The 14401-nt window shown below is 65.1% G+C and carries 15 protein-coding genes; 5 read left to right on the forward strand and 10 right to left on the reverse strand.

The features are described from left to right. The coding region (locus MJD61_16005; GenBank protein ID MCG8556769.1) for a transposase at positions 1–218 on the forward strand (218 nt) is incomplete at its 5' end. On the opposite strand, the gene MJD61_16010 is transcribed toward MJD61_16005, so the two are convergent. The 9 genes from MJD61_16010 to MJD61_16050 all read right to left on the reverse strand — a co-directional run bounded on the left by MJD61_16010 (position 215) and on the right by MJD61_16050 (position 7245). Beyond that, positions 215–502 carry a hypothetical protein gene (locus tag MJD61_16010; protein MCG8556770.1) on the reverse strand — a complete coding sequence of 96 codons (288 nt, stop codon included), beginning with the start codon at positions 500–502 and terminating at the stop codon, positions 215–217. The genes MJD61_16005 and MJD61_16010 overlap by 4 nt on opposite strands. Continuing rightward, complete coding sequence (locus tag MJD61_16015) at positions 499–1206, reverse strand: DUF3800 domain-containing protein (protein MCG8556771.1); 708 nt, start codon at positions 1204–1206, stop codon at positions 499–501. Before MJD61_16015 ends, MJD61_16010 begins: the two co-directional genes overlap by 4 nt. Continuing rightward, entirely contained in the window at positions 1203–2516 is a 1314-nt protein-coding gene (locus tag MJD61_16020; protein ID MCG8556772.1) for a restriction endonuclease subunit S, read from the reverse strand. Before MJD61_16020 ends, MJD61_16015 begins: the two co-directional genes overlap by 4 nt. Beyond that, a complete protein-coding gene (locus MJD61_16025) occupies positions 2506–4104 on the reverse strand; it encodes a type I restriction-modification system subunit M (protein ID MCG8556773.1) in 1599 nt (532 codons plus the stop codon). Before MJD61_16025 ends, MJD61_16020 begins: the two co-directional genes overlap by 11 nt. Then, a complete protein-coding gene (locus MJD61_16030) occupies positions 4101–4298 on the reverse strand; it encodes a helix-turn-helix domain-containing protein (protein ID MCG8556774.1) in 198 nt (65 codons plus the stop codon). Before MJD61_16030 ends, MJD61_16025 begins: the two co-directional genes overlap by 4 nt. 851 nt (positions 4299–5149) lie before the next feature. Then, positions 5150–5461, reverse strand: coding sequence for a hypothetical protein (locus MJD61_16035; GenBank protein MCG8556775.1), 312 nt, complete (start codon positions 5459–5461; stop codon positions 5150–5152). Further along, a complete protein-coding gene (locus MJD61_16040; protein ID MCG8556776.1) occupies positions 5391–6422 on the reverse strand; it encodes a zinc-dependent alcohol dehydrogenase family protein in 1032 nt (343 codons plus the stop codon). Before MJD61_16040 ends, MJD61_16035 begins: the two co-directional genes overlap by 71 nt. Further along, positions 6422–6928: a YbjQ family protein gene (locus MJD61_16045; GenBank protein ID MCG8556777.1), complete on the reverse strand. Its 507-nt coding sequence runs from the start codon at positions 6926–6928 to the stop codon at positions 6422–6424. Before MJD61_16045 ends, MJD61_16040 begins: the two co-directional genes overlap by 1 nt. Continuing rightward, positions 6925–7245, reverse strand: a complete 321-nt coding sequence (locus MJD61_16050; GenBank protein MCG8556778.1) for a YbjQ family protein — start codon at positions 7243–7245, stop codon at positions 6925–6927. Before MJD61_16050 ends, MJD61_16045 begins: the two co-directional genes overlap by 4 nt. Positions 7246–7327: 82 nt before the next feature. Between MJD61_16050 and MJD61_16055 the strand changes: the two genes are divergently transcribed. The 3 genes from MJD61_16055 (at position 7328) to MJD61_16065 (ending at position 12716) form a co-directional block, all read left to right on the forward strand. Continuing rightward, positions 7328–8479: a hypothetical protein gene (locus MJD61_16055; GenBank protein ID MCG8556779.1), complete on the forward strand. Its 1152-nt coding sequence runs from the start codon at positions 7328–7330 to the stop codon at positions 8477–8479. 8 nt (positions 8480–8487) lie between these two features. Continuing rightward, the gene (locus tag MJD61_16060; GenBank protein MCG8556780.1) at positions 8488–10068 is read left to right on the forward strand and encodes a PQQ-dependent sugar dehydrogenase; all 1581 of its coding nucleotides are present in this window, start codon (positions 8488–8490) and stop codon (positions 10066–10068) included. A 200-nt stretch (positions 10069–10268) separates the two neighbouring features. After that, entirely contained in the window at positions 10269–12716 is a 2448-nt protein-coding gene (locus tag MJD61_16065; protein ID MCG8556781.1) for a PEGA domain-containing protein, read from the forward strand. A 6-nt stretch (positions 12717–12722) separates the two neighbouring features. Here the strand turns inward: MJD61_16065 and MJD61_16070 are convergent, their stop codons facing one another. Continuing rightward, positions 12723–13610, reverse strand: coding sequence for a hypothetical protein (locus MJD61_16070; GenBank protein ID MCG8556782.1), 888 nt, complete (start codon positions 13608–13610; stop codon positions 12723–12725). A gap of 239 nt (positions 13611–13849) precedes the next feature. Between MJD61_16070 and MJD61_16075 the strand changes: the two genes are divergently transcribed. Further along, positions 13850–14227, forward strand: coding sequence for a response regulator (locus MJD61_16075; protein MCG8556783.1), 378 nt, complete (start codon positions 13850–13852; stop codon positions 14225–14227). The last annotated feature ends 174 nt before the right edge of the window (positions 14228–14401 follow it).

The raw sequence follows: 14401 nt of genomic DNA on the forward strand, positions 1-14401 counted from the left end.
CTCCGCCCACCAGCATTGACGAGGCTCGACGGGTCACCGCCAAGCTCGTCGCGCACTACAACACGGTTCGCCTTCACAGCGCCATTGGCTACGTCACCCCGGCGGACAAGCCCGCCGGGCGCCAAAACGAGATCTTTGAGGCTCGCGATCGTAAACTCGAAGCCGCACGCGCCCTTCGCGCGCGCCGCCGTCAGGAGGATCGCGCTTTAGCTGCCTAGAACCTCCAATCAGACCCATTCCCCGGAGTCACGTTCACGCTGAACCAAGACAGATCTTCCTCAGTGCTGCCCTCGGTGACGAAGTGCCAGAAGGTTGCGCTCTTGCCGTCCAACTCGGGGTGTCGCTTGAGGCCCATTCGCTTGCCGCGAAACGCGGGCCGGGCTGCCGCCGCTCCAAAGTCCCGCCAGAAGATGGCGTAGGCGCGATCGATCGTCTCTTGGTAGCGATTCCAGTCGCACTCCATGAGGTCGGGGAGCCAGTCCGGCGCATCGTCATCTCTCACCGCTCCGTCTCCCGTGCGCGCCAGACAAAGATGTTGAGTTTCTTCTCCGTGAGCAGAGTGGATTTGACGAGCCCGTAGCGTGAGCGCTCCTGCACCCGGCGCACGACCTCGTCCTTGGCGCTGTCCTTCAGCGGTCCGCGCCCGGCGTGCTGGACGGCGCCGATCAACAGGTCCGCAAGCTGCAGGAGTTCGACCTCGTGAGAGCGCACGGTCTGCACGCGCTCGATGATGTTCTGGTCAAAGTCATAGATGTTGTTGCAGAGCACCTCGTGGAGCTTCCGCATCTTGTCCGCGCTGCGCGTGTCTTTGATGTCGAGGTAGATGCGGAAGCGATCGTCGGGCGTGATGATCACCTTCAGCATGCTGAAGTACATCTTGTAGTACCAGGTGTCGTGATCCTGCCCGAACGCGTCGTGATCGAGCTTCGACTTGTCAGGAACGACGAGCGCCCGGAAGCGCAGGTCTGCCTGGTCGAAGAAGAAGTCCACCAGGGACAGGTAGAAGTCGACCTTGGCCGGTGAGACCTTGGTCCACTTCACCTCCATCTGCGGCGCCAGCCCGTGGCCCTTCTTGAGCCCCCGCAGGGCATCGGACATCGCCCGCACGCGCTCCAACGGACACCAGATCGCGCCCAGGACCATGTTCGGCTGCCGGGCGCTCGGCAGATGACCGCTTTCGTCGCAGTAGACGTTGAAAGTGGTCATGCTGTCGCCTCCACTGCTTTCTCAGCTTGGGCGACCGAGAGCTCACCTGACAGCAGGCGGGGCAACAGGCTGTCTCGCAATGCCCTGAGCGTGCGGGACTCATTGCGGGCGAGCCCTATGCGATCGTTGAGGTCAACAAACGAAGTCGCCAGCTTGGTCTGGACCGGCAAGGGCGGCATCGTGATCGGGTAGGAGAGCAGCACGTCACTGGGAAGCTTGCCGGTTCCATGCCCCGAACTCTCAACACGACCTAGCAGTTCCTGCTGACCGTCCAGCAGAGCAAAAAGAAGAAGAGTTGGCTCGATGTGCTTTGCGACCAGGGCTTTGACGTCTTGGTTAAAAGTGAGGTCACCTCGAGCTTGGCTCACGCGGACCTCTTGGTGCAGGCCCATCCCTCGCACCATAATGAGCGTGGCGCCAGCTGGTGCGATCCGCGTACCGTTACCAACGGCGGCTCTGGTCACATGGTGGTCAGCCTCATCGGAGTGGATTGAGGTCATGACCTTGGGACTAATCCAGGGGATATTTCCGCCCCAATACGCAGTGTTCTTTTTCGAGGGCGTGCCGCCCGACAGCGTCTCCACGCACTCACCGAGCGACGCGCATGTCCATCCCTTCGGAATCGGACCGAGTTCAGAGTCCTCGAACTCGCTGGGGAAGAGCTTGGCGATGTCGGCGTCCATACCGGTGGGAGCGCGGCCCTCAGCCTTGGCGCGCACCCGGTCGAAGTCGACGAACCAGGACTTGAAGAGCGCTCGAGCCATGGTCTCGAGTGTCTCGTTCGTCCGCCGGTTCAACTCGATCTTGTCGTCGAGGGTCCCGAGAATGTGGGCGATGGCGAGTTGGGTCTGAAGATCCGGTACTCGGATGGGAAAGCTGGGCATCTCTACGAGCGCGATTCTGTCCACAGTGCTGCCATGGACGGTGCGCTGACGGATGGTCTCCTGAAATTCGGGGCCCAGATATGCGTAGAGCAAGAAGCGTGGATCCACTAGTCCGTTCTTGGCACGAAGGAGTCCCATTCTGCGCCCGAGGCAGCAACCCAGTCCATCCGGAATCAGAGCGGCCTCGCCCAGCCTTGTTTCATACGAGAAGACAACGTCGCCCGGCGATGGGGTAACCCGACGTGTCCACCGCTTGAAGTCCTCCTCGGACAGATGGGCGGAGTCAGCGAGATTGATTCGGCCTCGTGACAGGCTCGAAATGCCAAGGAAGATTGGCCCAAACGATGTCTTCTTTGGAGTGGCATGAGGCCCATCAAAGATCTCGACCAAATCACCGAGCTTCAGTTCACGCCACTCACTCCCCATACCCAAGCCCCCTCAGGTTCTGGCGGATGGCCGTCTCGAGCTTCGCGCCCTCCTTGAACTGCGCGTCGAGCTTGGCCACAAGGCGCGGCATCTTCTCTTCGAAGGGCTCGTCGTCGTCCTCGAGCTCTTCGGCTCCGACGTAGCGGCCGGGTGTCAGTACGAACTGGTGAGCGGCGATCTCTTCGGTTGTGGCGCTCTTGCAGAAGCCGGGAACGTCTTCGTACTTGCCCGGGCCGTCGCCGCGCCAGCGGTGATAGGTGTCGGCGATCCGATCGATATCGGTGTCGGTCAGCTCACGGTGGACGCGATCGATCATCGTGCCCAGCTTGCGGGCATCGATGAAGAGCGTCTCGTTCCGGCGGTCGCGCATCTTCTTGCCGCGTCCGCCGAGGCCGTTCTTCTTGTCGCGGGAGAGGAACCACAGGCACACCGGGATCTGCGTCGAGTAGAAGAGCTGGCCTGGCAAAGCCACCATGCAATCGACGAGGTCCGACTCGATGAGGTTCTTGCGGATCTCTCCTTCGCCCGACTGCTGCGAGGACATGCTGCCGTTGGCGAGGACAAAGCCGGCCAATCCTGCAGGGGCGAGGTGGTGCAGGAAGTGCTGCACCCAGGCGAAGTTGGCGTTGCCCGCCGGAGGCGTTCCGTACTTCCAGCGTACGTCCTCGCGCAGGCGCTGGCCGCCCCAATCGCTGTCGTTGAACGGCGGGTTGGCGAGCACGTAGTCGGCCTTGAGGTCTTTATGCTGATCGCGATGGAAGGAGTCGCTCCATTCACTGCCGAGGTTGGCGTCGATGCCGCGGATGGCCAGGTTCATCTTGGCGAGACGCCAGGTCGTCGGATTGGACTCCTGACCGTAGATGCTGATGTCGCCGATGCGGCCGTCGTGGGCTTCTACGAACTTCTCGCTCTGCACGAACATTCCGCCCGAGCCGCAGCAGGGATCGAACACCCGGCCTTTGTAAGGCGCGAGCATCGAGACGAGCACCTGGACCACGCAGCGCGGCGTGTAGAACTGGCCGCCCTTCTTACCTTCGGCGCTGGCAAACTCGGATAGAAAGTACTCGTAGACGCGACCGAGAATGTCCTTCGATCGGTTGTCCTCGTCGCCGAGGCCGATGGTGCTCACCAGGTTGATGAGCTCGCCGAGACGCTGCTTGTCGAGGGCGGGCCGCGCGTAGATCTTTGGGAGCACACCCTTGAGGGACTTGTTGTCGCGCTCGATGGCCACCATGGCGTCGTCGACCAGCTTGCCGATGGTGGGCTGCGGCGCGTTCGCTTTCAGGTGGGACCAGCGCGCCTCCTTGGGAACCCAGAAGATGTTCTCGGCGCGATACTCGTCCGGATCTTCGGCATCGGCGCCTTGGTCTTTGGCGGCCTCGAGCTCGGCGTGCTTCTCCTCGAAGGCGTCCGAGATGTACTTGAGGAAGATGAGCCCGAGCACGACGTGCTTGTACTCGGCGGCGTCAAGGTTGTTGCGCAGCTTGTCGGCGGCTGCCCAGAGTGTCTGCTCGAAACCGAGGGTCGCGCCGTTGTTCCCGGTGGCGGCGGTGCCCTTCTTCGCTTTCCTCTTTTTCTTCGCGGTCATTCCGCTTCCTCCGGGGCATCTCGCTCCGCGCGTTTTTGATCCTCGATCCAGGCGTCGATGTCCTCGCGCTTGAACCGCCAGACCCCGGAGACCTTGAAACCGGGTAGCTCGCCTCGTTTCACGAGGCGGTAGACGGTCTTTTCATCGACGTTCAGGTACTCGGCGACGTCCCGAACGCTCATTGCAGCGGACATACGCTCTCCTGGGGTCTCGGGGGCAAACCTGGGCATAATAGACCAAACTTGACCGCTGGGTCCACCAGCGCAATCCGCTATGGTGGTGCAAGGTCGGCCGCTCATGTGGTCGTGCCGCGGGGCACCCTTACATGGCGCCGGCCCGCGCCAGCTCCACTCCGATCTTGTCTCTGGCAGCGTTGCGGACTCGCGGACCTCGGTCTTGTCGTCGAACCCAAGGATCCAAGTTCTCGAACTCGGCGGTGCCGGCAACGTCCACGATGAGCACTCCACGTCCTTCATCCCTTCACCCCTGGGTGAACAGGCAGCGAACCGTTCCGAGGGCGCCGGCGTGCCGTGCTCCCAGCGTGCTGCCACCTCTTGGGCGTTCACCGACCATGAGAAGACCGCCTGCGGCGTTGGCTCGAGCTCGAGGGCGTGTTGGATCTGGGTCGACTTGGTCAGGAAGATCAGGCGGTGCCGCGTCTGCGCCGCGAACTTCGGCACGATCCAGTGGGTGAGCGGTTTGCCCGTCACCTTCTTGAAGGCTTTCTCGAAGACGAGGCCGTCCTGGAGCTCGCCGACGATCAGCATCTTGGGGATCGGATCGTCGAGCCACTTGTCGAGCTCGCGCAGCATGTCGTCCACGTTGGTGTAGACGAGGCCATAGAGCTGGTCGGGCTTGAATCGGAACCAGGGCGTGGTCTGCAAGAAGCAGTAGGCACAGCGATACGGGCAGCCCCCTGCGGGAACGAGCTGCCAGAAGCGAAAGCAGACGATGCCCGAATCGTCGCCCGGTCCGCCAAAACGGCGAATGAAGTTTGAAGCCCTACGCCCCGTGAGCATGCCGACCTCCTTGTGGCACAGAGGTATCAGACCTTTTCGAAGTCGACCTCGAGGTCGGCCAGGACGATCTCCACGGCGCCGCTTCGCTCGTCGAGCGATACACGGTCGACCAGCGCCCGGAGGAGCTTGCCCTGGTTCTCCGTGCCCATGGCGTCCCAGACCCTGTCGATGTCGGCGAGCATGCGGGCCACCCAGCGCGCCTCGTCTTCCTTGTCGTCCAGGATCGCGAGCTGGCGCTCGACCTCGGCGAGCCAGGGCCAAGGCGGGTCAGGTCGCCCACGCCCGTGCCGGCTGACCGTCGCGCCCGTGCCGCCGATCGATTTGCAGGACGCCGGCACCGGTCAGACGACCCGAACGCAGGGCTTCGAGCGCCCCGTTGGCATCTTCCAGCGGATAGCAGGTTACGTGAGTCCGTACAGGCACCTCGGCGGCAACGCGGAGGAACTCGGTGCCGTCGGCGCGGGTGAGATTGGCGACCGATCGGATGACGCGCTCTCCCCAGAGCATCTCGTAGGCAAAGGCCGGGATATCGCTCATATGGATGCCAGCACACACGACCGTGCCGCCCCTGTCGATCGCACGCAGCGCCAGGGGCACCAGCGCTCCGACCGGCGCGAAGATGATCGCGGCCTCGAGGGGCTCGGGGGGCGCCGTCTGTGAGTCGCCGGCCCAGACCGCGCCCAGCTGCAGAGCCAGCTGCTGCGCCGCCCGATCCCCCTTGCGTGTGAACGCATACACTTGGCGGCCCTGATGCGCTGCCACCTGCGCGACGATGTGCGCCGCAGCCCCGAAACCGTACAGACCGATCCGCCGGGCCTGCCCCGCGAGGCGCAACGACCGGAACCCGATCAAGCCGGCGCACAAGAGGGGCGCCGCGGCAGCGTCGGAGAAGCCGCGCGGAATCGGAAAGCAATAGCGTTGGTCCGCCACCGCATAGTCAGCGTAGCCTCCGTTGATTTGGTAGCCCGTAAACCGGGCCCGCCCGCACAAGTTCTCGCGTCCCGAGGTGCAGAATCCACAGGCACCGCAGGTAGAGCCTAGCCAGGGCACGCCGACCCGGTCACCCTGCTGGTGCTCGCGGACGTCTTCACCGACCTCGATCACGCGGCCCACGATCTGGTGGCCAGGGATCAGGGGGAGCGTCGGCCTGGGTAGCTCGCCGTCCACGACGTGCAGATCGGTGCGGCAGATCCCGCAGGCGCTCACGCGGATGAGGAGCTGGCCGGCGGCTGCGGCAGGCCGGGGCAGCTGCTTTAGGCTCAGCGCTCCAGGCGCACGCTCGAGCAGCATGGCCCGCATTACCGGGACCCTGCCTGTGGCTCCAAACGCGCTGCGCTGTCGGCGAACCGCACCGCCGTGGCATACGCCAGCACCTCCACACTGCCCAACCCATCGCGGTACCCCCTTGCGATCGTGGAAGTGTGCAGGCGGCAGTTGAGGTAGGCGTGTGCGTCGGGGCACGACTCTTTCATGCGCAACACGGCTTCCCGGCGCCCGCGCTCGATGAGCGTGGCATAAGAACGCAGCTCGCCGCCAAACAGCATCCGCAAACCGGCGAGGAAACGTTTGTAGTAGTCGACCGACACCACCACGGAGCCGGAGGCGAGCGTAGCAGATGCAACGCGGCGCTCCGCAGGGCTCGCTTCAAGCTCGCGCACGCTGAGCACGGGGCGTGACGCCCATTGCTGCTCGCGTGCTTGCAGGTTGCGATAGTGTCGCTGCTCTGCGATGCGCCCGGCGATGTAACCCAGTACAAGCAGCAACAACGGGGACAGGAAGTAGCCCAGCGCCTGAGCAAGGGTCACTCCTCCTCCACGACGATAGCAGTGCCGTAGGCGAGGATCTCGGATGCGCCTTGCGCCACCGACGACGTCGTGAACCGTATGTTGACGACCGCGTTGCCACCCAGTTGCTCTGCCTGCGCCAGCATCCGGCGAGTCGCTTCGTCGCGCGAGTCTTGAAGCAGCTCTGTGTAGCCTTTCAGCTCTCCACCGATCACGTTCTTGAGGCTCGCCATGATGTCGCGGCCGAGGTGCTTCGCACGCACCGTGCTGCCCTGAACAAGCCCGAGATGGCGGACCGTGCGCAGGCCGGGCACACTCTCCAGGTTGGTGACGATCATGAGCTCGCGGGTATCAAGCCACAAGCGACCGAGATGGGCAACCGGTATGGACCAGCACCTGGCCGGCACTACAATCCACGACATGACAGGCCAGGTTCGATGCCAGCTCGACGTGCCCGTAGCTCCTATCAAGCGCGAGCGTCCGGAGCACCGCAACGCGATCGCCCTGCGCTGGTCCTGCTTGCTTTGGCTCGGGCGCAGCTCCCTGGCAACGCTAGCGGCAACCACCGGCTGCGATGCGACCTCGCCAGCCGCCGATCCGCCCGCTGCCCCGGCCGGAACGCATGCAGCGGCGGACGCTTCCGGAACGCCTGAAGCCGGGACAGCGACCGAGCCGGTCCTGTTGTCGCAGACCGGCCTGTACGCCGACATCGCGCAACGATTGCTCGCGCCAGGAGTCCTGGGCTACCGGCCGCGCTACGAGCTCTGGTCGGATGCGACCACCAAGGATCGCTGGATCCTCGTGCCAGCTGGCCAACCGATCGATGCGCGCGACATGGATTTCTGGAGCTTTCCCGTGGGCACCAAGGTCTGGAAGCAGTTTTCGAAAGACGGTAGGCCCCTCGAAACTCGGATGCTGCACAAGATCTCGCAAGGCCACGGCGGCTGGTTCAGAATGGCCTTTGTCTGGCTCGAAGATGGAAGCGACGCCACCGCTGCTCCCGATGGATCGGAGGGCGTCGCCGGCACCTCGCACGATGTGCCGAGTCAGAAGCGATGCGACGAATGCCACGACGGGGCTCCCGACACGCTGCTGGCAGTCGGCGCCCTGCAGCTCTCGCACGACGGTCCCGGCCTGACGCTGGCGGCGCTGGTGCGGCAGAGGCGCCTCAGCCCGCCCCCGCCCAGCGCGATGTACGCATGGCCGGGCAGCCCGATCGCGCAGGCGGCACTCGGCATGCTGCACGCCAACTGCGGGCACTGCCACAACGAACATCACATCCTTACCTTCGACAAGACGGACATGGTGACGTTCTTGTCGGTTCGGTCCCTGGCCAACGTCGAACAGAGCACGACCTACCTGTCGCTCGTGGCTCGGCCGGTGAGCAAACCGCTCGCAGGACTCACGACGCGCCTGGTCCCCGGCGACCCAGCACAGAGCGCTGTATACGTACGCATGAGCACGCGCGATCCCTTGCTCGGCATGCCTCCGATCGCAACCAAGCAAGTCGACCTGGCGGGGCTTGAAAGCCTGCGCTTATGGATCGAGGATCTAGCAAGACCAGGACGCTAGAGGATCGAATGCTCAACCGATGGCTAGGGCGCTGCTGCCGCGTAACGGACCTCCGGGGCCTTCGCAGCGCGGCGATCGTGCTGACAGCGTCTTGCCTGCTGCCGGTCGGGGCCTGCGCCACCAACGAAGCGACCGTCGGTGGCGGCGCGACCATCGGTGCCGGCGCAACCGGCGGCGGCGGGCCGCCTTCGGGTGGCGGGGGCGCACCAATAGGATTTGGAGGAGCGGGTGCGGGCGCGGGGACCGGGCCGGCAGGAAGCTCCGGGGGTGGCATACCTGGCGCGGCCGCGGGTACTGCAGGGGGCATCGCCGGCCAGGGCCCCATCGCGGGCGCGCGCCCCATCGGGGGCGCGGGCGGCGCGCCGGCGGTCGCCGGTTGCGTCCCGCCGCTCGCTAACCCCACCCCCGGTAACGCGTGCAAGGGCGTTCCTCCGCCTCGCCTCAAGCTCACTCCGATCACCTCGGGTCTATCCGTGCCCGTGTACGTGACGCACGCGCCGGGCGACCGGATGCGCTTGTTCGTGGTTGAGCGCACCGGGTTCGTTCGCGTGTTGCAGCGCGACCCAGGCCCCTCGAGTACGTGGACCCTATCCCCGGCCCCCTTTCTCGACGTGTCGCGGCTCATCGCAACCGGCAGCGGCGAAAGCGAGCAAGGCTTGCTCGGCTTGGCATTCGATCCGCAGTACGCAACGACAGGCCGGTTCTGGATCAATTACAGCGCGCGTGGCAGCGGTGACACCGTCGTGGCTGGCTACAGGACCGCCGCGAACAACCCGAACGCCGCCGATCCCGGGTCCGCGACCGTGTTGCTGCAAGTCGAGCAACCGCAGTCGAACCACAACGGCGGCATGCTCGCTTTTGGACCCGACGGCTGCCTGTGGATCGGGCTGGGCGATGGCGGTGGCCGAAACGACGGTCCCAACCATGGCCCGATGGGCCACGGGCAAGACCCTGCGACCCAGCTCGGTTCGATGCTGCGCATCGACGTCGCGAACTACCCCACGCCGGCACCCGGCAATCCGCCGATCCCGGGAGCCGATCCCCACGTATGGTCCTATGGGTGGCGCAATCCCTGGCGCTACAGCTTCGATAGGGAAACGGGCGACCTGTACGCGGGCGACGTGGGGCAGAACGCCTGGGAGGAGATCGATGTGGAGCCGCGGGGTGTCGCCGGCCGCAACTACGGTTGGAACGTCATGGAAGGCAAGCACTGCCTCGGCGATCGCACGGGCGCCGGCTCGTGCGTGCGCACCGGGCTCACCCTGCCCGTGGTCGAAGTGCCCAACGAGAACCGAATCGGCTCGATCTCGAACCCCAACCGATCCATTACGGGTGGCTACGTCTACCGCGGTTCCATACCGGGCATGGCGGGCCGCTACGTGTACGGGGACTTCGGCAGCCGGCGAATCTGGAGTTTCGTCTGGCGGGGCGAAACCAACGGTGTCGCTGAAATCTGCGACGAGGTCGAGCTCACCCAGGATCTGCAGACCTCGAATCTGGTCGGAATATCTTCCTTCGGCGAAGACGCCGACGGTGAGCTTTATGTCGTCGACTTCGGGGGTAGTATCGTGCGTATCGACCCGGAATAGGGGCCCGTGGTCCCAAGGGCCCGCGAAACCGCGAGCCATGCAAGCATCGTGCAACACCGGCCCGGCGCTTGAACATCGGGCCGCACGATGTAAAGTCTCCGCTGGCCAGGAATGACGCAACGCCACCCAAGGGTCCGCAGGGGCTTTGTCCTCGAAGTCGTGTGGCCGTCGTTCTCTGCAGCTTCGAAGGCGGTTTCTGAATGGTCCTGACACAGCCGCAAGACGCGGACGACACGGAGCGCAAAGAAGGGCGGGCGGTCGTCGGGCTGAAGGCGAAGTACCGCAGCCCGACCGTTTTCGACTTCGTCCAGAACGAGTGCTTCAACCTCTCGCGCGGCGGCATGTTCATGGCCACCGAAGCACCGGCCCCTATCGGCACGCTCATCAAGTTCCACTGCGACGTCGAGACACCGGAAGTGGGGGCCTTTCGGGGGGTTGGCAGGGTGGTCTGGAAGCGCGATCAGAGCGACGACCCAGCGCGCCCGACCGGCATGGCAGTGAAGTTCGTACGTCTCGAGGACGACGGGGACCTGCTGGTGGCCCGCCTCCTGCAGTCTACGGCGGTGGATCCCGGGGCCGGCATCGATTCGCGGGCGGAGCCACCCGCGCCAAAACAAGAGACCGCCGCGCGGGCCTCGCAGGCAGCCGCCGCCACAACAGATGGAGCGGGCAACGGTGGCCCGGTGCGGGACCGGGAGGATCTGGGCCCCGCACCCTTTGCAGCGCATTGGACGGACAATCAGCCAGGTGACGACGCCAGCGCGGTTCCGGCAGCGGACTCGCCCACGCATCTCGAAGCGACCCACGAGCCCCCGAGCGAGACCGAAGAGCGGGCGCCTTCGCAGTCGCTGCCGGGCATTGACGCCGAGGACGTCCACGCGGAGGATGAATCGCTGGCAGCCGAAACGGACGCTGCGATCGACGCGCTCCTGGATACGGCGAGCGGCGAACAGGCAGCATCGGAAAGCGGTGAAAGCCCCGCCGCGATCGCACTGCAGGCTGTAGCCGGCCCGGAAGGGGAGCTGTCCGAGCGCGGCGAGGCGCACGAGGAGCATCACCCGGAAAGCGCCCAGCAAGGCTCGGTCGCCTCGGCTTCGGAGCCCGAGGCGGCCGATTCTGGACCTAGCACCCAGCTTGCTGACGAGCCTGAAGCAGCGCCTGCCCTTGCGGAAGAACCGACGCAGGACGAGCCGCGCTCATCGGAAAGCCAGGGCGCGACAGAATCTGCGGCGTGGCTCCCGGACTCCGAGCAGAACCCGGAAGCGCCCGAATCGCAGCCGAGCCAATCGGACGGCCAACCGGGCGCCGAACGCGATCCCCTGAGCGCCGCCTTGTTGGAAGACCGCGGAGCCGATGCGGCCGGGGAAGTGGCTAAAGCACCGGCAAGCGACACGGCCACGGCTGACGTCGAGCTTGCTGCCGACGAGGAGCGCGCCGAGGAGCAGCGAACTCCTACCTTTGGAGCGCGCCTTGGCGACGAGCCGGCGCCCCAAGCCCAAGCTGCTGCCGCGGCCGCCGGCACGCGCGCCGACGGGACCGCTCAGGCCGCCGGCGGAAGGTGGCTGATACGTGCCGTCGGTCTGTTGGCGGTGCTCGGGTTCGGGATCTGGATGGCCGTGGGGACTGCGGGCGAGGACTCGCCCGTGGCAACGCACGAAGCCCTGGTGCAAGAGGTCGCCACCTCGCCTCCACCAGGCACGCAGCCCCTGCAAACCGCACCAGCGCAACGCGCAGGAGGCACATCCAACACCAGCCCCGCGGCAAGGGGCGAGGCCGCCGCGGAGGTCCATGGTGCTCGTCCGCCCCGCGCGTCGGGCACAGACACCGCGGCGGCAAAAGCTCGCCAGCCAAGTGTCGCACCGGCCAAAGGCACTGCCGCTGCATCCGAGCACGCGGCCGCCATGAAGTCGGGCGCCGAGCGCCGCCCAACACCCGGCGCGCAGGCCCGCCATGCCGCAAAGGCGCACCCGAACGCTCCCCCGCGGGTGACGTTGGCGGCAGCAAAGACCAAACCGCCCGCAAGAACCGCAGCGAACGAGGCCCCCGCAAGAGCGCTAGCAGCATCACCGGCAGCAAAGCCAAAGCAGCCCGCTCAAGCCGCGACACGGAAAGCCACTTCCAAGGCGACTGGCAAGACCAAGCCGGCAACCCCTCTCGGCGCCAAGACCGCACCCCGCCCAGCTCCCGGGCGCGCCTTTGAGCGGATACGCTTCGCCTCCTTCCCGGCCGGAGCCACGATTGAGCTTGATGGAAAGCCCGCAGGCAAGACGCCCGCTTTGCTGCGCCTTGCAGTCGGCGTGCCGGTGCGCGTACGCGTCAGCGCCGCGGGGCATCCGCCCGAGACACGTGCCGTCACACCGCGTGGTCGCCACCCGACCGAAGCATTCAATCTGGCGGGAGTCCGTTACAGGCTCAACGTAGCCACGTTGCCCGCAGGCGCGAAGATCGCCGTGCGGGGTCCCACCTCGGACGTAGCCAGCGCAACCTCACCCGCTACGATCACCAACCTCGACTTCACGCGCCCCTACAAGGTGGTGGCAACCCTTCGCGGTCACGCCTCGAGATCGATCCTCGTCGACTACCGGCGCTTTCGCCTACGCCAGGGCGTCATGCAGGCCAGCGTGCTGCTCCGTCTTGCGAAGAAATGAGGGGCCCTATCTGCGTTTCTTCCTCGACTTCGGCTTGCTGTGTGCCACGAGCGCGCGCGTAACGTGCCCGGCAACGTCGTGGTGCGGGTCGGCGGCCGAACCGGGTCGCGCGTGCCGGGAAGCTTCGTCCTCGTTCAAGAGCACCGATTCAACCAGCGTGTGACGCTGGTTCGACACGCGCTGCTGGGCTCGGCTCCGCAGGCGGGCGAGCTGCGCCAACGTCTGCTTGCTATCGAAGACCAGGGACAAATGCCCTCCCCTCTTGAGCGCGCGCAGGCGCGTTGCATCGTCCTGCCACTGGTGCCAGCGCTCCAAGGTCTGGGTCCTGCCCGTTGGCTTCTCGAGCGCCAAAGAAGGGCCGAATCTGCGCTCCAGCGCCCTGGCGAAGTCGGTAAAGCTCTGGTTGTCCATCGACGCATGCGTGAACTGCCGGTACCACTTCCATAAGCGGTTATTGATGAAGAAGTAGTAGTTTCTCGAGTGCTCATCCCGCGACTGGAACATGGCCTCACCGCTTCCATGACGGAACTCGTCGCGCAGGAACGACCCGTCCCAGCCGGTGAGCGCACCGCGAAACACCACAAAGCTGTCGCGGACTTGTGCGAGCTCCTCACGCATTCGTGCGAACACGCGATCCTCTTCGATCACGTCTTTGGCGGTAGCGGCCTTGGCTCGGTAGCGCCGCTCGATCTGCTGGCCGACGATGCGCATGACCTTCTTCTTGGTCATACCCCAGCGCAGCTGCCCGAGCGCCGGGTGGATGGCCTCGCTTTGCGAGGCACGCGCCACCCGAGACGCGCTGTGCTGGGCGGATGCTTCCTGGACCAAAAAAGGGAAAACTGCGCTCGCTAGCCACGCCGTTGCGGCGAGCCTGGATAGCCTGAAGATCGACATGAAATCCAACCCCACTACGAATTTACCAAGACACGATTCTAGCCGAACAACGTGGGGCGGGCAAACCGACACTTACGAATAAATGATGAAATATCATACACTTGGCGACCAGTGTCCCACCTGGTTGCCGAACCGCCGGATCGATTCAGTTCAGGATTCCAGCCTACGGTCGACTACACTGGTACCGCTTGCCAGGGATCGTGATCGATTGGCGTCGAGAGCTGGACGCAGGAGAGCGCATGGCTGAGGTCCGGAGGGTGATGGTCGTGGACGATTCGGTGACCACCGCCACGCAGATGCGGCGGATGATCGATGCCATGGACGGCTACAGGGTGGTGGGCCACGCCCGCAATGGGGCTGAAGCGCTCAAACTTCACGCTACGCTGCAGCCCGACATCGTTTGCATGGACATCAACATGCCCGTGATGGATGGACTTCAAGCAGTACGCGCGCTCGTTCGACGCGATAGCGGGGTCAAAGTGATCATGGTCTCTTCGTTGGGCGGCGTGGCCGAGCGTGCGGCAGAGGCCCTGCGCCTCGGCGCCAGAGAGGTCCTTGCCAAGCCATTCGATTCGGACCAAATGCTAGCTGCGTTCAACAGACTCGAGGACTCCTGAATGCAAGCCAACGCCCGCGTACTAGTACTAGTACCTCGCCACAGGAATCCTGATCGTTTGGCCCCAGCCCTGGCGCCCGCTGGCGGCGTTGGGACCTCCTCGAATATGCGCTGCACAGCATCGAAATTAACCGCAGTCTTCGTCGGTCCGCCTTGCCAGCGAGCCCCACTGCAG

This window comes from Pseudomonadota bacterium (assembly GCA_022361155.1).
In the GTDB taxonomy this organism is placed as follows: domain Bacteria; phylum Myxococcota_A; class Polyangia; order Polyangiales; family JAKSBK01; genus JAKSBK01.

What these genes read in the sequence shown, in the direction of transcription:
- MJD61_16070 (MCG8556782.1), bottom strand. Translation starts at nt 13,610, where the DNA reads ATGTCGATCTTCAGGCTATCCAGGCTCGCCGCAACGGCGTGGCTAGCG.
- MJD61_16040 (MCG8556776.1), bottom strand. Translation starts at nt 6,422, where the DNA reads ATGCGGGCCATGCTGCTCGAGCGTGCGCCTGGAGCGCTGAGCCTAAAG.
- MJD61_16020 (MCG8556772.1), bottom strand. Translation starts at nt 2,516, where the DNA reads ATGGGGAGTGAGTGGCGTGAACTGAAGCTCGGTGATTTGGTCGAGATC.
- MJD61_16055 (MCG8556779.1), top strand. Translation starts at nt 7,328, where the DNA reads ATGACAGGCCAGGTTCGATGCCAGCTCGACGTGCCCGTAGCTCCTATC.
- MJD61_16075 (MCG8556783.1), top strand. Translation starts at nt 13,850, where the DNA reads ATGGCTGAGGTCCGGAGGGTGATGGTCGTGGACGATTCGGTGACCACC.
- MJD61_16025 (MCG8556773.1), bottom strand. Translation starts at nt 4,104, where the DNA reads ATGACCGCGAAGAAAAAGAGGAAAGCGAAGAAGGGCACCGCCGCCACC.
- MJD61_16050 (MCG8556778.1), bottom strand. Translation starts at nt 7,245, where the DNA reads ATGATCGTCACCAACCTGGAGAGTGTGCCCGGCCTGCGCACGGTCCGC.
- MJD61_16015 (MCG8556771.1), bottom strand. Translation starts at nt 1,206, where the DNA reads ATGACCACTTTCAACGTCTACTGCGACGAAAGCGGTCATCTGCCGAGC.
- MJD61_16030 (MCG8556774.1), bottom strand. Translation starts at nt 4,298, where the DNA reads ATGTCCGCTGCAATGAGCGTTCGGGACGTCGCCGAGTACCTGAACGTC.
- MJD61_16065 (MCG8556781.1), top strand. Translation starts at nt 10,269, where the DNA reads ATGGTCCTGACACAGCCGCAAGACGCGGACGACACGGAGCGCAAAGAA.
- MJD61_16060 (MCG8556780.1), top strand. Translation starts at nt 8,488, where the DNA reads ATGCTCAACCGATGGCTAGGGCGCTGCTGCCGCGTAACGGACCTCCGG.